18 protein-coding genes and 1 pseudogene are annotated in these 18,293 nt (G+C 71.0%); 8 read left to right on the top strand and 11 right to left on the bottom strand.

Annotation, left to right across the window (positions count from 1 at the left end):
* Positions 1 to 37 precede the first annotated feature (37 nt).
* Together rlmB and cysS are read right to left on the bottom strand one after the other, a co-directional pair.
* A pseudogene (gene rlmB, locus LTL01_RS04910) lies at positions 38 to 778 on the bottom strand (23S rRNA (guanosine(2251)-2'-O)-methyltransferase RlmB); the annotation flags it as partial.
* Between the two features lie 256 nt (positions 779 to 1,034).
* Positions 1,035 to 2,435 carry a cysteine--tRNA ligase gene (gene cysS / locus LTL01_RS04905; RefSeq protein WP_236967618.1) on the bottom strand — a complete coding sequence of 467 codons (1,401 nt, stop codon included), beginning with the start codon at positions 2,433 to 2,435 and terminating at the stop codon, positions 1,035 to 1,037.
* A 54-nt stretch (positions 2,436 to 2,489) separates the two neighbouring features.
* Between cysS and LTL01_RS04900 the strand changes: the two genes are divergently transcribed.
* Entirely contained in the window at positions 2,490 to 3,413 is a 924-nt protein-coding gene (locus tag LTL01_RS04900; RefSeq protein WP_231717981.1) for a DMT family transporter, read from the top strand.
* Positions 3,414 to 3,479: 66 nt separating this feature from the next.
* Entirely contained in the window at positions 3,480 to 3,965 is a 486-nt protein-coding gene (locus LTL01_RS04895) for a GNAT family N-acetyltransferase (protein ID WP_053548008.1), read from the top strand.
* Between the two features lie 6 nt (positions 3,966 to 3,971).
* Here LTL01_RS04895 and ispD read toward each other — a convergent pair whose 3' ends face one another.
* Positions 3,972 to 5,180: a 2-C-methyl-D-erythritol 4-phosphate cytidylyltransferase gene (gene ispD, locus LTL01_RS04890; protein WP_236967617.1), complete on the bottom strand. Its 1,209-nt coding sequence runs from the start codon at positions 5,178 to 5,180 to the stop codon at positions 3,972 to 3,974.
* 36 nt (positions 5,181 to 5,216) lie between these two features.
* Positions 5,217 to 5,699: a CarD family transcriptional regulator gene (locus LTL01_RS04885; protein ID WP_053547905.1), complete on the bottom strand. Its 483-nt coding sequence runs from the start codon at positions 5,697 to 5,699 to the stop codon at positions 5,217 to 5,219.
* Positions 5,700 to 5,845: 146 nt separating this feature from the next.
* Here LTL01_RS04885 and LTL01_RS04880 point away from each other — a divergent pair, with 146 nt between their 5' ends.
* Positions 5,846 to 6,364: a DNA modification methylase gene (locus LTL01_RS04880; RefSeq protein ID WP_231717980.1), complete on the top strand. Its 519-nt coding sequence runs from the start codon at positions 5,846 to 5,848 to the stop codon at positions 6,362 to 6,364.
* Between the two features lie 64 nt (positions 6,365 to 6,428).
* Here LTL01_RS04880 and LTL01_RS04875 read toward each other — a convergent pair whose 3' ends face one another.
* The gene (locus LTL01_RS04875; RefSeq protein WP_053547904.1) at positions 6,429 to 7,112 is read right to left on the bottom strand and encodes a response regulator; all 684 of its coding nucleotides are present in this window, start codon (positions 7,110 to 7,112) and stop codon (positions 6,429 to 6,431) included.
* Entirely contained in the window at positions 7,109 to 8,344 is a 1,236-nt protein-coding gene (locus LTL01_RS04870; RefSeq protein ID WP_236967616.1) for a sensor histidine kinase, read from the bottom strand. The genes LTL01_RS04875 and LTL01_RS04870 overlap by 4 nt, the downstream gene beginning before the upstream one ends.
* A gap of 167 nt (positions 8,345 to 8,511) precedes the next feature.
* Here LTL01_RS04870 and phoU point away from each other — a divergent pair, with 167 nt between their 5' ends.
* Entirely contained in the window at positions 8,512 to 9,204 is a 693-nt protein-coding gene (phoU, locus tag LTL01_RS04865; RefSeq protein WP_053547902.1) for a phosphate signaling complex protein PhoU, read from the top strand.
* Between the two features lie 65 nt (positions 9,205 to 9,269).
* On the opposite strand, the gene LTL01_RS04860 is transcribed toward phoU, so the two are convergent.
* Positions 9,270 to 10,019 (bottom strand): phosphoglyceromutase, encoded by a 750-nt coding sequence (locus tag LTL01_RS04860; protein WP_053548006.1) that lies wholly within the window; start codon positions 10,017 to 10,019, stop codon positions 9,270 to 9,272.
* 79 nt (positions 10,020 to 10,098) lie between these two features.
* Here LTL01_RS04860 and LTL01_RS04855 point away from each other — a divergent pair, with 79 nt between their 5' ends.
* Positions 10,099 to 10,923, top strand: coding sequence for a class I SAM-dependent methyltransferase (locus LTL01_RS04855; RefSeq protein ID WP_053547901.1), 825 nt, complete (start codon positions 10,099 to 10,101; stop codon positions 10,921 to 10,923).
* A gap of 17 nt (positions 10,924 to 10,940) precedes the next feature.
* On the opposite strand, the gene LTL01_RS04850 is transcribed toward LTL01_RS04855, so the two are convergent.
* From LTL01_RS04850 to LTL01_RS04835, 4 genes are all read right to left on the bottom strand, one after another.
* A complete protein-coding gene (locus tag LTL01_RS04850; RefSeq protein ID WP_231717979.1) occupies positions 10,941 to 12,095 on the bottom strand; it encodes an FUSC family protein in 1,155 nt (384 codons plus the stop codon).
* Positions 12,092 to 13,204 (bottom strand): CAF17-like 4Fe-4S cluster assembly/insertion protein YgfZ, encoded by a 1,113-nt coding sequence (ygfZ, locus tag LTL01_RS04845; RefSeq protein ID WP_053547900.1) that lies wholly within the window; start codon positions 13,202 to 13,204, stop codon positions 12,092 to 12,094. The genes LTL01_RS04850 and ygfZ overlap by 4 nt, the downstream gene beginning before the upstream one ends.
* Positions 13,204 to 13,800, bottom strand: coding sequence for a nitrobindin family protein (locus LTL01_RS04840; protein WP_236967615.1), 597 nt, complete (start codon positions 13,798 to 13,800; stop codon positions 13,204 to 13,206). The genes ygfZ and LTL01_RS04840 overlap by 1 nt, the downstream gene beginning before the upstream one ends.
* Positions 13,801 to 13,933: 133 nt before the next feature.
* A complete protein-coding gene (locus LTL01_RS04835; RefSeq protein ID WP_053547898.1) occupies positions 13,934 to 14,224 on the bottom strand; it encodes a hypothetical protein in 291 nt (96 codons plus the stop codon).
* A gap of 126 nt (positions 14,225 to 14,350) precedes the next feature.
* On the opposite strand from LTL01_RS04835, the gene LTL01_RS04830 reads away from it, so the two are divergent.
* Genes LTL01_RS04830 through LTL01_RS04820 form a run of 3 tightly spaced genes read left to right on the top strand, consistent with a single transcriptional unit; the run spans position 14,351 to position 18,196 of the window.
* Positions 14,351 to 15,049, top strand: coding sequence for a response regulator transcription factor (locus LTL01_RS04830; RefSeq protein WP_236967614.1), 699 nt, complete (start codon positions 14,351 to 14,353; stop codon positions 15,047 to 15,049).
* Positions 15,050 to 15,098: 49 nt separating this feature from the next.
* Positions 15,099 to 17,261 carry an RNA degradosome polyphosphate kinase gene (locus LTL01_RS04825; protein WP_236967613.1) on the top strand — a complete coding sequence of 721 codons (2,163 nt, stop codon included), beginning with the start codon at positions 15,099 to 15,101 and terminating at the stop codon, positions 17,259 to 17,261.
* Positions 17,258 to 18,196 (top strand): NUDIX hydrolase, encoded by a 939-nt coding sequence (locus LTL01_RS04820; RefSeq protein WP_053547895.1) that lies wholly within the window; start codon positions 17,258 to 17,260, stop codon positions 18,194 to 18,196. The genes LTL01_RS04825 and LTL01_RS04820 overlap by 4 nt, the downstream gene beginning before the upstream one ends.
* The last annotated feature ends 97 nt before the right edge of the window (positions 18,197 to 18,293 follow it).

Below are 18,293 nucleotides of genomic sequence, written 5' to 3'. Positions count from 1 at the left end.
CGGGCGGGAGGGCATTCCCTCGCGCGGCGCGGCGGCATCAGCTCTCGCTCGGCGCCGCCCGCAGCGTCGACACCTGATACAGCGCGACGGATGCCGCGATCCCGGCGTTGAGCGACTCGGTGGCCGCGTCGATAGGGATCGACACGATCTGATCGCACGTCTCGGCGACGAGTCGTGACAGGCCCTTGCCCTCGGAACCGACGACGATGACCACCGGGCGGTCGGCGAGCTCCAGGGCCGGCAGCGAGACGTCCCCGTCGCCGGCGAGACCGAGGACGAACACGCCCTGCTTCTTGAAGTCCTTCAGCGTCGCGGTGAGGTTGGCCGCCAGTGCGACGGGGATGCGGGCGGCGGCGCCGGCGCTGGTCTTCCACGCCGCGCTGTTGACGCTGGCGGACCGGCGCTGCGGCAGGATGATGCCGTGTCCGCCGAACGCACCGGTCGAGCGGATGATCGCCCCGAGGTTCCGCGGGTCCGTGACGCCGTCGAGGGCCACGAACAGCGGCGTGCGGTTCGAGTGGACGACCTTCTCGAGCAGATCCTGCGGGTGGGCGTACTCGTAGGGCGGCACCTTGAGGGCGACGCCCTGGTGCACCCCGTCGAAGCCGGCCATCCGGTCGAGCTCGGGCCGGGTGACCTCGAGCACCGGGATGCCGCGGTGGGTGGCGATCGAGAGCATCTCCTTGACGCGGTCGTCCATCTCCACGCGCTGGGCGATGTAGAACGCGGTCGCCGGGATCTTGGCGCGGAGCGCCTCGAGCACCGAGTTGCGACCGGTGACCGTCTCGGTGTCGTCGGCGCTCTTGGCCTTCTGCCCGCGTGTGCTCTGCCCGCTCGGCTTGCCGCCGGGCTTGCCCTTCCCGCCCGCCGCGGCATAACGCTCGGCGGCGGCCTTCCGCTTGCCGGCGACGTGCCAGGCGCGGTCTTCGGCCTTCGGCGTCGGTCCCTTGCCCTCGAGGGCCTTCCGACCGAGTCCTCCCGTGCCCTTCGTGGGGCCCTTCTTGTTGCCCTTGCTCGCGCCGGAGCGCCCTGGCTTAGCCATGTCCTACACTCCAATGGGTCCCGGCGGGACCGTCTTCGAGGGTGATGCCGGCGGCCGCGATGGCATCGCGGATCCGATCGGCACTCGCCCAGTCCTTGTCCGCGCGCGCACGGGCGCGCTGGTCGATCATCGTCTGCACGAGGACGTCGAGCGCCTCCTGCTCGACGGAGGTGTCGGCGGTCCGCCACTGCGGGTCGCGAGGGTCGAGCCCGAGGATCGCCGTCATCGCGCTCACCTGCCCGAGCGCCGCGACGGCGGCATCCGTCTCGCCCGCATCGACGGCCGCATTCCCGGCGCGGACCGTGTCGTGGACGACCGCGAGCGCCTGCGGCACTCCGAGGTCGTCGTCCAGCGCCGCGACGAAGGCGTCCGGCAGCGAGGGTGCGGCATCCGATCCCCGCCCATCGGCGAACCGGGTCGCGCGTTCGACGAACCCGCGTATCCGCCCGAGGGCGGCCTCCGCCTCGTCGAGCCCCTTCGCGGAGACGTCGAGGTTCGACCGGTAGTGCGCGGCCGCGAGGGCGTAGCGCACGACCAGCGGGTCGCGCTCGGCGAGGAGGTCGGCGGCGAGGATGACGTTGCCGATCGACTTCGACATCTTCTGCCCCTCGACGGTCACCAGACCGTTGTGCACCCAGTATCGGGCGAAGCCGTCGCCGGCAGCCGTCGACTGCGCGCGCTCGTTCTCGTGGTGCGGGAAGCGCAGGTCCAGCCCGCCGCCGTGGAGGTCGAACTCGGGCCCGAGGTAGCGCCGCGACATGGCGGAGCACTCGATGTGCCAGCCCGGTCGGCCCGCTCCCCACGGCGAATCCCAGCGGGCGTCGCCAGGCTCGCCGGGCTTCGCAGCCTTCCACAGCGCGAAGTCGAGCGGGTCGCGTTTGCCCGCGTCGGTGTCGGGTGAGGAGTCCATCGCGTCGGGACGCTGATTGGTGAGCATGCCGTACTCGGACCACGAGCGCACGTCGAAGTACACGCTACCCTCGGCGGGGTAGGCGTGGCCTCGCGCGATGAGTCGCTCGATGAGCTCGATCATCTGTGGGATCGACGCGGTGGCGCGCGGTTCGTACGTCGGCGGAAGGATGCCGATGGTCTCGTAGGCGGCGGTGAACTCCCGCTCGACCCGGTAGGCCAGCGCCCACCACGGCTCGTCGGCGGTGGCGTTCTGGAGGACCTTGTCGTCGATGTCGGTGACGTTGCGGACATACGTCACCCGACCGAAACGGTGGGTGAGCCAGCGGCGCAGGAGGTCGAAGGCGAGCGCTCCGCGGAGGTGTCCGATGTGGGGTCCGGACTGCACGGTCGGCCCGCACACGTACATCGTCACGTGTCGCGGATCGGCCGGAACGAAGGCGCGCACGCTCTGCGTGCTGCTGTCGTGGAGTCGGACGTTCACCGAACCACTCTACCGGCGACGGTGCCGATGCCGTGGGGGCAGTAGAAAGGAGCGGTGCATGTCATCGCCATCCTCGCCGCCGCGATGCTCTTCGGAACCACCGGAACATCCCAGGCGCTCGGTCCGTCTGGGACCACTCCGCTGTCGATCGGCGTCATGCGGATGGTGATCGGCGGCACGGGGCTGGCGCTCCTGGCCTTCCTCCTCGCCGCCCGGCACGCGCGGCGCTCCCCCGCCCCGCGTCCGCCGCTCGGCATCCGTCCGCTTTCGCTCATGGTCCTCACCGGCCTCTGCCTGGCCCTGTACCAGCCGCTGTTCTTCCTCGGCACCGAGCGCAACGGCGTCGCCGTCGGCACCGTCGTGGCCCTCGGGTCGGCGCCGATCCTCGCGGGGCTCCTCGAATGGGCGCTGACCCGACGGATGCCGACCACGACGTGGATGGCCGCGACCGCGCTCGCCACCGCCGGCGTCGTCCTCCTCGGCTTCGGCGGATCGGCGGGAGGGGCGGGCGGCACCGACGGGCTCGGCCTCCTCGGCTCGATCGGGGCCGGGGCGTCCTTCGCCGTCATCGCGAACGCCCAGCGTCGACTGCTGGACACCGGGTGGGACCCCTTCACCGTCGTCGGCGCGATGGGGGCGAGCTCGGCGGCGGTGAGCGTCCTCGCCGTGCCGTTCGTCGATCTGGCTTGGATGCAGACGCCCGCCGGACTCGTGATGGCGCTGTGGCTCGGCCTTGCGACGATCTCGGTCGCGTACGTGCTGTTCACGTGGGGCCTCAGCGGGCTCACGGCTGCGACGGCGGCGACCCTCACCCTGGGGGAACCGCTGACCGCTGCGGTCCTCGGCATCGTCGTCCTCGACGAGCGGCTGTCGGTCCTGGCGATCGTCGGTCTCACCGTACTCGGCGCCGGGCTCGCGCTCCTCGCGTGGGGATCCCGCGCACCGAGGGATCCCGCACCCTTCGCCGTCGAGGGCTGACGCATCCGCCCGTCAGGGCCGCCCGCACGTCATGCGGGCGAAACAGTGCTGTGGGACGCTGAACGGATGCCGACACCGACGATCGTCGTCGACGACCTCAGCTCGTCCGCGACGCGGGACCTCCTCGCCCGCCACCAGGCGGAGATGCGCGCGCAGACTCCGGGGGACAGCTGCCACGTGCTGGACGTCGAGGCTCTGCGGGCCCCCTCCATCACGGTCTGGGCCGCGTACGTCGACGGGGAGCTCGCCGGCGTCGGCGCACTGAAGACACTCGACGCCGCACGCGGGGAAGTGAAGTCGATGCGCGTGGAGGCGCGGTTCCTCGGTCGGGGCGTCGGACGCGCGCTCGTCCGGCACATCCTCGCGGAGGCGCGAGCCCGTGGACTGCAGAGCCTGTGGCTCGAAACGGGGTCGGGCGCGGACTTCACCGCCGCTCGGGCGCTCTACGCCAGCGAGGGTTTCACCGCGTGCGCGCCCTTCGACGACTACGTCGCCGACCCCCTCTCGGCCTACTTCACCCGCCGCCTGGCAGAGGGGACAGCCACGGTCTGAGGCGGTTCAGGCCGGCAGCACCAGGGCCACGGCGAAGGCCGAGACCCCGTCGCCACGGCCGGCGAACCCGAGGCCGTCCGTCGTGGTGGCCGACACCGACACGGGGGCGCCACCGAGGGCGGTCGACAGAACCCGCTCGGCTTCCTCGCGTCGTCCGGCGAAGCGCGGGCGACGCGCCTGCACCTGGACCGAGACGTTCCCGATACGCCATCCCGCCTCCGCCAGAAGCGCGCGGGTGCGACCGAGGAAGGCATCGGCGTGGGCCCCGGCATACTCGGGCTTGTCGGTCCCGAAGTGCGTCCCGATGTCACCGAGGCCCGCCGCGGAGAGCAGCGCATCGACGATCGCGTGCGCGATGGCGTCGCCGTCGGAGTGTCCCGACAGCGCGCCCTCCCCCGGCCAGTGCAGGCCGGCGAGCCAAAGGTCGCCCTCGCCCCCGAACGCGTGCACGTCGCTGCCGAATCCGACCCGCGGGGTGTCGGCCGACGCCGCCGGGGTCGGTGCGGTGACCCGCGGAAGCGGCGCGCCCTCGAGGAGCGCACGAGCACGCAGGAGATCGGCGGGGGTGGTGATCTTGAAGGCGCGGTCGTCACCGGCGACGACGACGACCGTCTCTCCGCGGTCGGCGACGAGCGCCGCGTCGTCGGTGAAGTCCGCCTGCGCGGCGGCGTAGGCGGATGCGAGGATGTCGCGCCGGAAGCCCTGGGGCGTCTGGGCGGCGACGAGATCAGAGCGATCGACCGAGGCGACGACGCGTCCGTCGGCGACGCGCTTGACGGTGTCGACGACGGGCAGGGCGGGGACGGCGGCGGCGGCCCCCGCGTCGATGGCCGCGACGACCCGCGAGAAGACCTCGGGCGGGGTCAGCGCGCGCGCCGCGTCGTGGACCAGCACGACCTCGACATCGGCCCAGAGCGCATCGAGGCCCGCGGCGACGGACGCCTGGCGCGTGTCCCCGCCGACGACCACCGTGACGCGGTCCAGACGGTCGCCCGCGGTCGCGGCGACTTCGGTGAGTGCGTCCCCTTCGCGGCCCGCCGGCGCGACGACCACCACTTGCGCCTCCGGAGCGTCGAATACTCCGCGCAGGGCGTGGTGGAGGATCGAGCGGTCGTCGATGCCGACGAAGGCCTTCGGTCCGCCCGCGGCGAGGCGGGTGCCGGAGCCGGCGGCGACGACGATGACGGCCAGACGCGGAACGGGTGCGATGCTCACACCCGTCACGCTACCGGGGCGCGACGACTGCGACGGTCAGGACGCGAGGACCTCGTCGAGGATCACGCTCGCGCGCTCCTCGTCGGTCTTCTCGGCCAGGGCGAGTTCCGAGATCAGGATCTGCTTCGCCTTGGCGAGCATCCGCTTCTCCCCCGCCGACAGACCGCGGTCCTGGTCGCGACGCCAGAGGTCACGCACGACCTCGCTGACCTTGATGACGTCGCCGGAGGCGAGCTTCTCGAGGTTCGCCTTGTACCGGCGCGACCAGTTGGTCGGCTCTTCGGTGAAGGGGGCGCGCAGGACCTCGAAGACGCGGTCCAGACCCTCCTTGCCGATGACGTCGCGGACGCCGACCAGATCGACGTTCTCGGCAGGGACCTCGATGACGAGGTCTCCCTGGGTGACGTTGAGCTTCAGGTACTTCTTGGTCTCGCCCCGGATGATCCGGTCTTTGACCTCGATGATCGTCGCCGCCCCGTGGTGCGGGTAGACAACGGTCTCGCCAACCTCAAAAAGCATGGAGTTATGTCCTTTCGGCAAACTCCAGACTACCACAGCGTTTATACGCTAAGGTTCTCCGCCCCCGCCCGGGCGCGCCACACGACGCCGCGGATCCAACCCCTAGAATGCATGGGGAAGCCGTCACCCCCACATCAGGAGGATCCGTGATCTCGACACGCCGCCGCATCGGCGAAGGACGCCCCGCCAGGAGCCCGCGCCTGATCGCGTCGGCGGCGCTCGGCGCCGCCGTGGTCCTCGGCGCCACGGGGTGCACCTTCCTCACCCCGCAGTCCACGACCATTCAGTATTCGGCTGCCGAGGGCGTGAACGTCTTCGACTCCGGGCCGCTCGAGGTGCGCAACGCCTTCATCGTCGCCGACGAGACCGGCGCGGTCGGCAACTTCGTCGCCGCCGTCGTGAACCCCACCGACACCGCGCACACCCTCGTGGTCGAGCTGGGCGAGGGGTCGACCATCGACCTCGAGCTGCGCGTACCGGCGCGCACGACCATCAGCCTCGGCGCCGACGGCGAAGAGCCGCTCCTGGTCGAAGGGCTCGACACTCCTCCGGGTGCGAACATCCCGGGATACTTCCAGTCCGGCGATGCCGAGGGAATGCTGTTGGCCGTCCCGGTCCTCGACGGCGAACTCGAATACCTCGCGCCCCTCGTCCCCCGCGACTGACGCGCACACGAAGGGGCCGGCATCCACGCGGATGCCGGCCCCTTCGTCGTCGTAGCGGTCCGGGTCAGCCCTCGAAGCGGTAGCCGAGCCCGCGCACGGTGACCAGCATCGTGGGCGAGCCGGGATTCTCCTCGATCCGCGAGCGGATGCGCTTGATGTGGACGTCCAGCGTCTTGGTGTCGCCGAAGTAGTCGCTGCCCCACACGCGGTCGATCAGCTGACCGCGGGTGAGGACCCGGCCGGCGTTGCGCATCAGGACCTCGAGGAGCTCGAACTCCTTGAGCGGCATGTTGATCTCGCGTCCGTCGACGGCCACCGTGTGCCGGTCGATGTCGAGGACGACGCGTCCGCCCTCCAGGACCCGTTCGTCGAGCTCGTCTTCCCGCTGGGAGAAGCGCCGCAGGACGGCACGCATCCGCGCGAGGAGCTCGCGCGACGAGTACGGCTTGGTGACGTAATCGTCGGCACCGAGCTCCAGACCCACCACGATGTCCACCTCGGAGTCCTTGGCGGTGAGCATCACGATCGGGACGGTCGCGCTGGAGCGGATCTGGCGGCAGACCTCCGTCCCCGGCATCCCGGGCAGCATGAGGTCCAGCAGCACGATGTCGGCCCCGCGCTCGCGGAAGGCGGCGAGCGCGGCGGGTCCGTCCTCGGCGATCTCCACGTCGTAGCCCTCGCGCCGCAGGAGATAGGCCAACGGGTCGGCGAGGTCGGGCTCGTCCTCCACGATCAGGACGGCGGTCATGCGGTGTCTCCGTTCTCGATGCGCGACGGCGAAGCCGCCGGCACGGTCGTGGCGACCTTGCGCGCGCGCTTGGGGCGGCGGTCCGGTCGCTCGGGGCGGTCGTCGACGGGGGCGTCGACGGCCGGCAGTCGGATGGTGAAGGTCGAGCCGCGGCCCGGGCGCGACCACAGCCGGACCTCGCCGCCGTGGCGCTGGACCGCGTGCTTGACGATGGCGAGGCCGAGCCCCGTCCCCCCGGTGCGCCGGGCACGAGCCGGATCGGCACGGTAGAACCGTTCGAAGACGCGTTCCTGATCGCCCTCGGCGATGCCGATGCCGCGGTCGGTGACCGCGATCTCCACGACGGCGTCGGTCAGGGTGATCCCGACGCCGACCTTGGATCCGCGCGGCGAATAGGCGATGGCGTTGGCGATGAGGTTCCCGACCGCTTCACCGAGCACCTGGGCGTCGCCGCGCACGTACAGACCGCGCTCGCCTCCGCGCACGACACTGACCCCCGCGGAATCCGCGAGGATCGCGTTGGCGTCGACAGCGGAGGCGACGACCTCGTCGATGGCGACGTCACGCTCGTCCGTGAGCTCATCGGAGGCCTGCAGGCGCGACAGGTTCAGGATGCGCGAGGTCAGCTGCGCCAGGCGCGACGCCTCCGCGGAGAGCCGGGTGGCGAAGATCCGCACCTGGGGCGGATCGTCCGCGGCGGACTCGATCGCCTCGGCGAGGAGGCTCACCGCTCCCACGGGCGTCTTCAGCTCGTGGCTGGTGTTCGCCACGAAGTCCCGGCGCATCTGCTCGACGCGCTCCCGCTCGGTGATGTCGTGCAGAACGAGCAGGGTGAGCCGCGGGGAGATGCGGGTCGCCCGCGCGGCGACGAGCCGAGGCTCGGCCGGCGGCGCGCCGCGCTGAAGGCGGAGCGACCCGGACCAGGAGGACTGGCCGCCGCGGATCGCCCGGATCGCGTCCCGGAGCTCTTCGCTGGCGAGAGACCCGCCGCGCGCGAAGTTGAACGAGGCGGCGGACGGCGACAGGGCGAGCACCGTGAAGGAGGCGTCCACGACGAGAGCGGCGTCATCCATCCCCTGGAGGACCTCTCGAACCCCCTCGGGGATCTCGCGGGACGTCTCAGCCCGGGCCCGATCCCGCACCCGGAGCGAGGTCACCACGAGTGCGGCGAGAGAGCCCCCGATGACGATGCCGGCGAGGAGGGCGAGCAGCGCGAGCTGCAGCGAATCCATGGTCACAGCGTAAGGGTGCCGGCGCGCTCCGCGCGGACGGCCTCCCGAGCACCGTCCGGGGGTGCGGGTACTATTCACCGGGCAGGCACCGCCCGTTAACCTTCGCCGGTGATGATCGCCAGCGCCGCCAGGCGCACGCCTGCCCGGAATCCAGAAAGGTCCCACGGATGCGCGAAGTCTTCCACCAGTCCCTCGAGGACGTGCAGAACCGCCTCGTCGAGATCTCCGAGCTCGTCACCATCGCCATCGACAAAGCCACCCGCGCCTTCGGCACGAGCGACGTCGCCCTGGCCGAAGAGGTCATCGACGCCGACGCGGTCATCGACGAGAAGGCCCTCGCCCTCGACGAGATGGCCATCGAGATCCTCGCCCGCCAGCAGCCGGTCGCGCGCGACCTGCGCATCGTGGTCAGCGCGCTGCGGATGTCGGCGTCGCTCGAGCGGATGGGCGACATCGCAGAGCACATCGCACAGCTCACCCGCATGCGCTTCCCGGAGCGGGCCATCCCCAAGGGACTGAAGTCGACGTTCCTGAAGATGGGCGAGCTCGACGTCGAGGTCGCCCGCCGCCTCACCGAGCTGCTGCGCACGCAGGAGCTCGCCCTCGTCGAAGAGATCCGCAACGCCGACGACGACCTCGACGACCTGCACGTCGCGGTCTTCGAGAAGGTCCTCAGCGACAGCTGGCAGGGGGAGGCGGCCGCGACCGTGGATGCCACCCTCGCGAGCCGGTACCACGAGCGCTTCGCCGACCACGCGGTGTCGGTGGCCAAAAAGGTCGCCTACCTCTCCACCGGTGACTGGACCGCCCCCACCGGCGCGCTGGACGTCGCGACGGAGACCGTGACCGGGCTCGCCTGACCGCCCGAACGAACGACGGAGCCGGATGCCTCGGGAAGAGGCATCCGGCTCCGTCGTTCGTCAGGTCAGTTCTTGCCCTGGTTGGCGACGGCCGCAGCTCCCGCCGCCGCGGCCTCGGGGTCGAGGTACTCGCCCGGACCGAGGGGGACGAGGTTCTCGTCGAGGCGGTAGACCAGCGGGATGCCGGTGGGGATGTTGAGCTCGGCGATGTCGGCGTCGCTGATGCCCTCGAGGTGCTTCACGAGCCCGCGGAGCGAATTGCCGTGGGCGGTGACGAGCACGGTCTTCCCGGAGCGCAGGTCGGGCGCGATCACCTCGTCCCAGTACGGGAGCAGACGGTCGATCACGAGCTTGAGCGACTCGGTGCGGGGGACGTCCCCGTCGATGCCCGCATAACGGGGGTCGCCCACCTGGCTCCACTCGCTGTCATCGGCGAGCTCGGGCGGCGGCACGTCGAACGAACGGCGCCAGAGCATGAACTGCTCCTGACCGAACTCCTCGAGCGTCTGGGCCTTGTCCTTGCCCTGCAGGGCGCCGTAGTGACGCTCGTTCAGACGCCACGAGCGGGTCACCGGGATCCAGAGGCGGTCGGCGGCGTCCAGGGCGATGTTCGCGGTCTGGATCGCGCGGCTCAGGAGGGAGGTGTGGAGGATATCGGGGAGGAGACCCGCCTCGGCGAGCAGCGAGCCGCCGCGAGCGGCCTCGGCCTTGCCCTGCTCGGTCAGGCGGACGTCGACCCAGCCGGTGAAGAGGTTGAGCTCGTTCCACTCGCTCTGGCCGTGGCGGAGGAGGATCAGCGTGTGAGGCGCAGTCATGCGCCCCATGATATCGGGCGCATCCATCGCCTCCCGGCCGGAGACGGTCTCACCGACACCCCGCTGTCATGATGGACGGATGGCTCCCGCTCGCGGTCCCGTGGGCCGCATCACGCGCGGGACCACCCACACCAATCGACTCCGCCGCGTCGACCGCTGGATCGCCACGCGCACGGAGCTGCGCCGTCTTGCCGATCCGCTCGTGGTCGACCTCGGCTACGGGGCCAGCGGCGTGACCGCGCTCGAGCTGCACGCGCGTCTGGCCCGCACCCGGCCTGACGTCGAGGTCCTCGGGCTGGAGATCGATCCGGAGCGCGTGGAGCGCGCCCGAGGCCAGCTCGCCGAGGTACAGGCGGGCGGGACGGCGTTCGCCCCGGACGCACGCGTGGATTTCGCGCGCGGCGGCTTCGAGGTGCCGCTTCCCCACGGCCGCGCGGCCGGGATCATCCGCGCGATGAACGTGCTGCGCCAGTACGACGAGACGGATGTCGCGGCGGCGTGGTCGCAGATGGCCGGACGACTCGCACCGGACGGGCTGCTCGTCGAAGGCACGTGCGACGAGCGCGGGCGCGTGTGCGCGTGGATCGCAGTGGGCCCCGATGCCCTCCCCCGGACCCTCACGCTCTCCCTCCGCCTGGAGGAGCTGCATTCGCCCCTCGTGGCGGCGGAGCGGCTGCCGAAGGCGCTCATCCACCGCAACGTGCCGGGCGAAGGCGTGCACCGCTTCCTCGCCGCGCTCGACGCCGAGTGGGAGCGAGCCGCCGGCCTCGGCGCCTTCGGACCGAGACAGCGCTGGGTCGCGGCCGTGGACGCCGTCGCGGCACAGGACTGGCCGGTGCGCGAGCGCCGCCGCGCTCGACTCGGTGAGATCACCGTCGCGTGGGACGCCGTCGCGCCCGGCTGACGGTCGACCGCTGCGGATCAGATGCGCGGGACCGCCGCGCGGGCGTCCTCCGGCGGCATCCCGGTGGCGACCAGGAGGTCGACCACGAACGGCCGGATGGCGGCGATGAGGTTCTGATCCCCGAGGGACGCGCCGGGTGTCACCTTGGCGGGGTCGAGGTGGGCGGCGACGGCGGCGAGCTGCGACCGCGCGACAGGCTCGAGCGAGATGTCGTCCAGGGCGTCGGTGAGCACCCGGACCGCCCGGAGGGTCTCGGCGAGGATGTCGGCGGCCACCGGGCGGGGCACCCCGTCGTCGCAGAGGTAGACCACGCGCCGGGCGATGACACGCAGGTTCCTCCCGGCCAGCTCCACCGACTCCCGCACGCGTTCGTGGCGCGCGAGCTCCGATCGCTGGCGGCGCAGGAACGGGGAGATCCGCGCGATCGCGAGGCCCGACTCGACCGACGCCCGCCACCCGTCCGCGATCGGCTGGATCGCCCGGGCCTTCTCGAGACCGCGTTCGGCGCGGCGCCGGTCGCCGCGGCGCAGGGCCTGGACGAGCGCGGTCCCGGCCCCCTCGATCGCCCCCAGCACGGCCCGCGCATCGCGCACCTCGATGCGCACCGTGTCGCGCGGGATGAGCGCGGTCGCGAGCAGCGCCGCCACACCGCCGATGAGACCGTCCACGAGCCGCAGGAAAGGCGCGTTGGCGGGGACGATCATCACGATCAGCGACTGGATGGCGGCCGCGATCGCGAACGAGGCCTGCGCAGAGAGGAAGCGGGCGACGACGAGGGTCACGCCGAGGGCGAGAGCGAGCTGCCACCACCCCGATCCCGCCACCAGAAGGAGGAGCTCGGCGACGATGATGCCCACGAGCATTCCGATCACGGTCTCGAGGACGCGGCGCGGGCGCGCGTCGCGCACGAGCCCGAGGCTCGACACGGTCACGGTCGCGGCCAGGAGCGGCGCGGGATGACCGAAGACGTAGGCGGCGACCGCGTACGCGGCCGTGGCGGCCACCACGATCTGCGCGATCGGGATTGCGGAGTCCCGCACGCGCCGGAGCGCCGGCGTCGGATCCAGGCGCGCCTGCCAGCCCGTGCGGATCGGCAGCGTCACCGGGGCGGGGCCCTGCGGATCGGCATCGGCAGCGCCGGGGCCTCGCCCGGAACCGCGCCGCGGGCTCACGTCGCCCGTGCGCGACGCGACAGCCGGGTGATCCGCGGCACGTTCGCCGTGGCTCCGGCATCCGGCGGGACGATGACCTCCTGCGCGGCCGCGATCTGCGCGCCCTCGACGTCGACGGTCAGCGCCGCATCCACCGGCACCCCGCGTCGGAGCACCGCAAGGGCGATGGGGCCCTCTTCGAAATGACGCGCCGCCGATGTGACGACTCCGACCTCGTCCCCGTCGCGACGGACGACTGCACCACGCTCGGGAAGGGCGGCATCGCTGCCGTCGAGCTGCAGGGCGACCATCCGGCGGGGCGGGTGCCCGAGGTTGTGCACCTTGGCCACCGTCTCCTGCCCCCGGTAGCAGCCTTTCGACAGGTGCACCGCGGTGCGCATCCAGTCGGATTCGTGCGGGATGGCGCGCTCGTCCACCTCTCCGGACCAGCGCGGTCGCCATGCGGCCACCCGCAGCGCGTCCGCGGCGACGACGCCGGCGAGATCGACGACACCGGATGCCGCGTCCGCGGCGATCCGATCAAGCTCGTCGATCGCGACCAGGGCCTCGGCCCAGCGCCGCTCGGAGCCCGGATGCGGATCGACGGAGGCGTATCCGTGTCCTCCCGGGGTGATCGCCGGCCACGGGTCATGCCAGACCAAAGGCGTGCCGGCGGGCGCGGCGGGGGCCACCCGGGAGATCGCGTCGGGGGAACCGCCGATGACGGCGACCTCGGCATCCGCTGATCTCGGCTGGACGCGCAGACGGAACCGCATCCGGGTGAGCCAGGCGAGGAGACCCTCGGCGTCGGCGCGATCGACGATGAGCCACGCGGTCGCTCCGTCGTCCACCACGGCGGCGACGTGCTCGATGCGCCCCTGCGGATCGAGCACGAGGAGTTCGGTGGACTCCCCCGGCGCGAGCCGAGCGAGTGCCTGCGAGGTCAGGGAGTCGAGCCAGGTGAGCCGGTCCTCGCCGTCCACGGCGATCACCGCGCGATCACCCAGCGGCGCCAGCGCGGTACCGCGGGCGAGGGCGCGCTGCTCGCCCATCGGATTCCCGACGTGCTGGAGGACGTCGTCGACGATCACGGCGCCGGGAACGGCGGAGAAGGGGGCGGCGTGGGCCATCAGGCGACCTTCGCCAGGCGCGCGGAGGCGTGGGAGGCGAGTTCGTGGCCCAGGGCGGCGATGTCCCACGCCCACAGCAGATGGCCGTCGACCAGCCCGTACATGCGCGTCGCGGCCGCGTAGGCCTTGGCCGTCGCGGGACGGACGACGGCGTCGGTGGCCAAGTCGATCCGCGGGCCGCGGATCTGGCCGAGGTAGAGCTCGCTGATCCCATCGGAGTGCACGATCGCCGCCTCGATGTCGAACCCGTCCGCGTCGTTGCGCAGCCGCTCCACGTCTTCGACGGTCCGGGGCTCCGCGGATGCCGTCGGAGGAAGGAGGGCGGGACCCGGGTCCGCGTCACCGGCGTTCCGCGACAGCCGCCAGTATCCGACCTCGGACACGAGCGCCGTCCGGCCGCCGTCCTCGCGGTCGATCCATGCGGAGGCCGAGTAGTTCAGGTAGTCGCCGCCGTCGTGGCTGAAGCTCACGCGGTGCGTGAACTCGCCCGACAGACCGCCTCCCGCGTAGTCGATGACGCCGCTCCCCTCCCACACTCCGATGAGCCAGGAGAGGGGGACGAGGTCGGCGGGCAGGTCGGTCGGGAGCTCGATCACGACGCCCTGCTCAGCGCTGGCCGCGGTAGAGGTTCTTCACCACCACGCCGGAGACGAACACGATCCCCACCGATGCCAGGCCCAGAAGCCCCAGGAAGAAGATTTCGAGCGCGAGAAGGTCCATGACGCTACTTTAGCCCGGCACGACCGCCGCCAGCCCGAATCCGAGGCTGACGATCCCGAGCACGGCGAGGGCGCCGACGACGCTCGCCGCGACCCGCACCGTGAATCCGTGCGAGCGACCGCCGGCGAGCTGGACCGCGAAGGCGAGCAGCAGGCACGCGCCGAGGGCGACAGCCATCCACGCCGCACGCAGGTCCGACGGGACGAAGAGGCCGATCGCGAGTCCCGCCACGGCGGCGGCGATCCACACGGAGAGGATGCCGGCGCGCGAACGACGCGGAAGGGTGTCGGTCACGGTCATCCCGCTATTGTCTCCCACGACGCTCCGCGTGTGCACCCCCGACGGGGGTCGGCGCAGGACAGTTCGCGCGAACGTCCTAGACTGATCGCGCACGATGCATTCCCCGAAGAGCCCGGAAGGCGACTTTTGGCCCAGCTGCTCGTCCTCAGCTCCGCACACGGCGGCGGCCCCGCCCTGCCCGCGCTCGAGCTGCTCAGCCATCGGGTGCGCCAGATCCCCGCTGAGCCGGCGCAGCTGGTGAACGCACCCAGCGCCGACATCATCTTCGTCGACGCGCGCGTGGACCTCGTCGGCGCGAAGTCGCTGTGCAAGATCCTCAACACCACCGGGCTCGACGCCCCGCTCATCCTCATCGTCACCGAGGGCGGCCTCACCGCCGTCTCCCCCGACTGGGGCGTGGACGACGTCATCCTCGTCACCGCCGGTCCCGCGGAGGTGGATGCCCGCGTCCGGCTGGCCGTGGGACGTCAGAACTCGGAGCAGGTGTCGACCCGCATCCAGACCTCGGGCATCACCATCGACGAGTCCTCCTACTCCGCCAAGGTGCACGGCAAGCCGCTGGATCTGACGTACAAGGAGTTCCAGCTCCTCCACTTCTTCGCCACGCACCCGTCGCGGGTCTTCACGCGCGAGCAGCTGCTGAGCGAGGTGTGGGGCTACGACTACTTCGGAGGGACGCGCACCGTCGACGTCCACGTCCGACGCCTCCGGGCCAAGCTCGGCGACCTGGAGCAGCTCATCGGCACCGTCCGCAACGTCGGCTACCGCTTCAACGTGTACGAAGAGGATCAGCTCCCGGCGGCCCGCGAGACCACCGGCGCCTGAGGCGGCATCCGTTCACACATTCGTCACCCGACCCTGACATGATGTGGGGGTGATCGAACAAGAGGTTCTCGACCCCGGAATCGATGCGGATGACGACGATTTCGACGTCTCCGAAGAGGCCGACGCGCTCCTCCCCGAGCATCGCTATCTCGACCGCGAGGTGAGTTGGCTCTCGTTCAATCAGCGCGTGCTCGAACTGGCCGAGGATCCGAACCTCCCCGTGCTCGAACGGGCGAACTTCCTGGCCATCTTCGCCAGCAACCTCGACGAGTTCTTCATGGTCCGCGTCGCCGGCCTCAAGCGCCGCATCGTCACCGGCCTCGCCGTCCCCACCAACGTCGGACGCTCCGCCGCCGACGTCCTCTCCGACATCTCCGCCGAAGCACACCGCCTCCAGCTCCGCCACGCCGAGGCGTGGACCTCGGCGGTCAAGCCCGCCCTCGCGGACGCCGGCATCCAGGTGGTCGCATGGGACACGCTCGGCGAGGACGACCGGGAGCGGATGCACGACTACTTCCACTCGCGGGTCTTCCCCGTGCTCATGCCGCTCGCGGTCGACCCGGCGCACCCCTTCCCCTACATCTCCGGGCTCTCGCTGAACCTCGCCATCCGCATCCGCAACGCGCGGACGGGACGCCAGGAGTTCGCGCGTCTGAAGGTTCCGCCGATGCTCCCCCGGTTCGTGGAGCTCGAGCCGCAGGACGGTGTCGTCCGCTACCTCCCGCTGGAAGACCTCATCTCCAACCACCTCGACGATCTGTTCCCGGGGATGGAGGTGCTCGACCACCACGCGTTCCGCCTCACCCGCAACGAAGACGTCGTGATCGAGGAGGACGAGACCGAGAACCTCATCCAGGCTCTCGAGGCCGAGCTCCTCCGCCGCCGCTTCGGTCCGCCGATCCGCCTCGAGATCACCGATGACATGGACGAGCTCACCCTCGACCTGCTGCTGAAGGAGCTCGACATCACCGCGCAGGAGGTCTACCGCCTCCCCGGGCCGCTCGACCTCCGCGGGCTGTTCGATCTCGCGCGCATCGATCGGCCGGACCTGCACTACAAGCCGCATCTGCCGACGACCCCGGTGGCCTTCCAGCCGGGTGACAACAACGAGCGCGCCGACATCTTCGCCTCCATCCGCAAGGGCGACGTTCTGGTCCACCACCCGTACGAGTCGTTCGCGACGAGCGTGCAAGCCTTCCTCGAGCAGGCCGCGAAGGATCCCCACGTCCTCGCGATCAAGCAGACGCTCTACCGCACCTCCGGCGACAGCCCGATCGTGCAGGCCCTCATCGACGCCGCCGAGGCCGGCAAGCAGGTCCTGGCGCTGGTGGAGATCAAGGCGCGTTTCGACGAGGCGAACAACATCCTGTGGGCCCGCAAGCTCGAGAAGGCCGGCGTCCACGTCGTGTACGGCCTCGTCGGCCTGAAGACCCACTGCAAGCTGGCCCTGGTCATCCGCGAGGAGAACGGCGTGCTGCGCAGCTACAGTCACGTGGGCACGGGCAACTACAACCCGAAGACGAGCCGCATCTACGAAGACTTCGGCCTGTTCACCGTCGACGACCAGGTCGGGCGGGATCTCACGCGCCTGTTCAACGAGCTGTCCGGGTACGCCATCGAGAAGAAGTTCAAGCGGCTGCTGGTCGCCCCCCTCCACCTGCGGAAGGGTCTCCTGCGGCTCATCGACAAGGAACGACACAACGCCCAGGAGGGCAAGCCCGCGCGCGTGCGCATCAAGGTCAACTCCATGGTCGATGAGCAGATCATCGATGCGCTGTACCGCGCGAGCCAGGCCGGCGTCACCGTCGAGGTGTGGGTGCGCGGCATCTGCTCGCTGAAGCCCGGCGTCCCGGGGATGAGCGAGAACATCACGGTCCGCAGCATCCTCGGACGGTATCTCGAGCACTCCCGCATCTTCGCCTTCGACAACGACGGCGACCCGCACGTCTACATCGGCAGTGCCGACATGATGCACCGCAACCTGGACCGTCGCGTGGAGGCCCTCGTGCGCGTGGTCGAGCCGGCGCACGTGAAGGAGCTTTCCTCCCTGTTCGACCTGGCGATGAGCGACAAGACCAGCTCCTGGCACCTCGGCGCCGACGGCGAGTGGGTCCGCCACAGCACGGATGCCGAGGGCAAGCTCCTCGTCGACATGCAGGACCGCTCCATGTCGGCGGTGCAGCGTCGCCGTCGGGCTCGGGCGGTGCGATGACGGAGACCGCGATCTACGCGGCCGGCGGCGTGGTGTGGCGGATGGTGGACGGCAAGCTCCGCGTGCTGCTGATCCATCGCACGAAATACCGCGATGTGACCCTCCCCAAGGGGAAGGTCGACCCCGGCGAGATGCTCGCCGAGACCGCGGCGCGCGAGATCCACGAGGAGACCGGCATCCGCGTCCATCTCGGCGTGCCGATCGGCGTCTCGCGCTACCGGCTCCCCAGCAAGCGGACGAAGATCGTCCACTACTGGTCGGCCGAGGCGACCGAACCCGCCATCCGCGCGTCGTCGTTCGTCCCGAACAAGGAGATCGCTGCGCTGGAGTGGGTGAGCCTGAAGAAAGCCCGTGCCCGGCTCAGCTATCCCGTCGACGTGGAGATCCTGGAGAACTTCGCGCGCCTCGTCGATGAGGGCATCCTGCAGACCTTCCCGATCATCGCCCTCCGCCACGCCAAAGCGCTCCCCCGCGAGGAGTGGAAAGGCGACGACGCGGCCCGCCCGCTCGCCGCGCGCGGGAAGAAGCAGTCGCAGTCCATCGTCGGGCCGCTGCTGGCCTTCGGCGCCCGGAAGATCATCTCCTCCCCCGCCGTGCGCTGCCACAAGACGGTCGTCCCCCTGGCGGCGGCGACGGGCAAGAAGATCGAGACCACACCGCTGATCAGCCAGGACGCGTGGGAGGAGGGGCACTCCGACGCGCGCTCGGTCATCGGCGCGCGCGTGCGGGCCCGCAAGCCCGCGATCCTGTGCTCCCACGGACCGGTCCTCCCCGACATCCTCGCCGAACTCGCGCTGGCGACAGGGACCCTGCGCGGGTCGTACCTCGGCAGCGCGTCCGCGCTGGAGCCGGGCGCGTTTTCCGTCGTGCACCTGTCGGTCCAGAACCCCGGATCGGGCATCGTCGCGATCGAGACGCACGCGCCGAAGGTGTGACACCACCTGCGCCGCGGCCGGCCGGTGCGGTTCGCGGCCGGTCGTTCACCTTCCGTTCACCGACACAGCGCACGCTCTTAAGAGTCCGTGCTTACCG

This window comes from Microbacterium aurantiacum, assembly GCF_021654035.1.
Taxonomy (GTDB): Bacteria; Actinomycetota; Actinomycetes; order Actinomycetales; family Microbacteriaceae; genus Microbacterium; species Microbacterium aurantiacum.
This window is presented reverse-complemented; position numbering and strand designations above follow the sequence as displayed.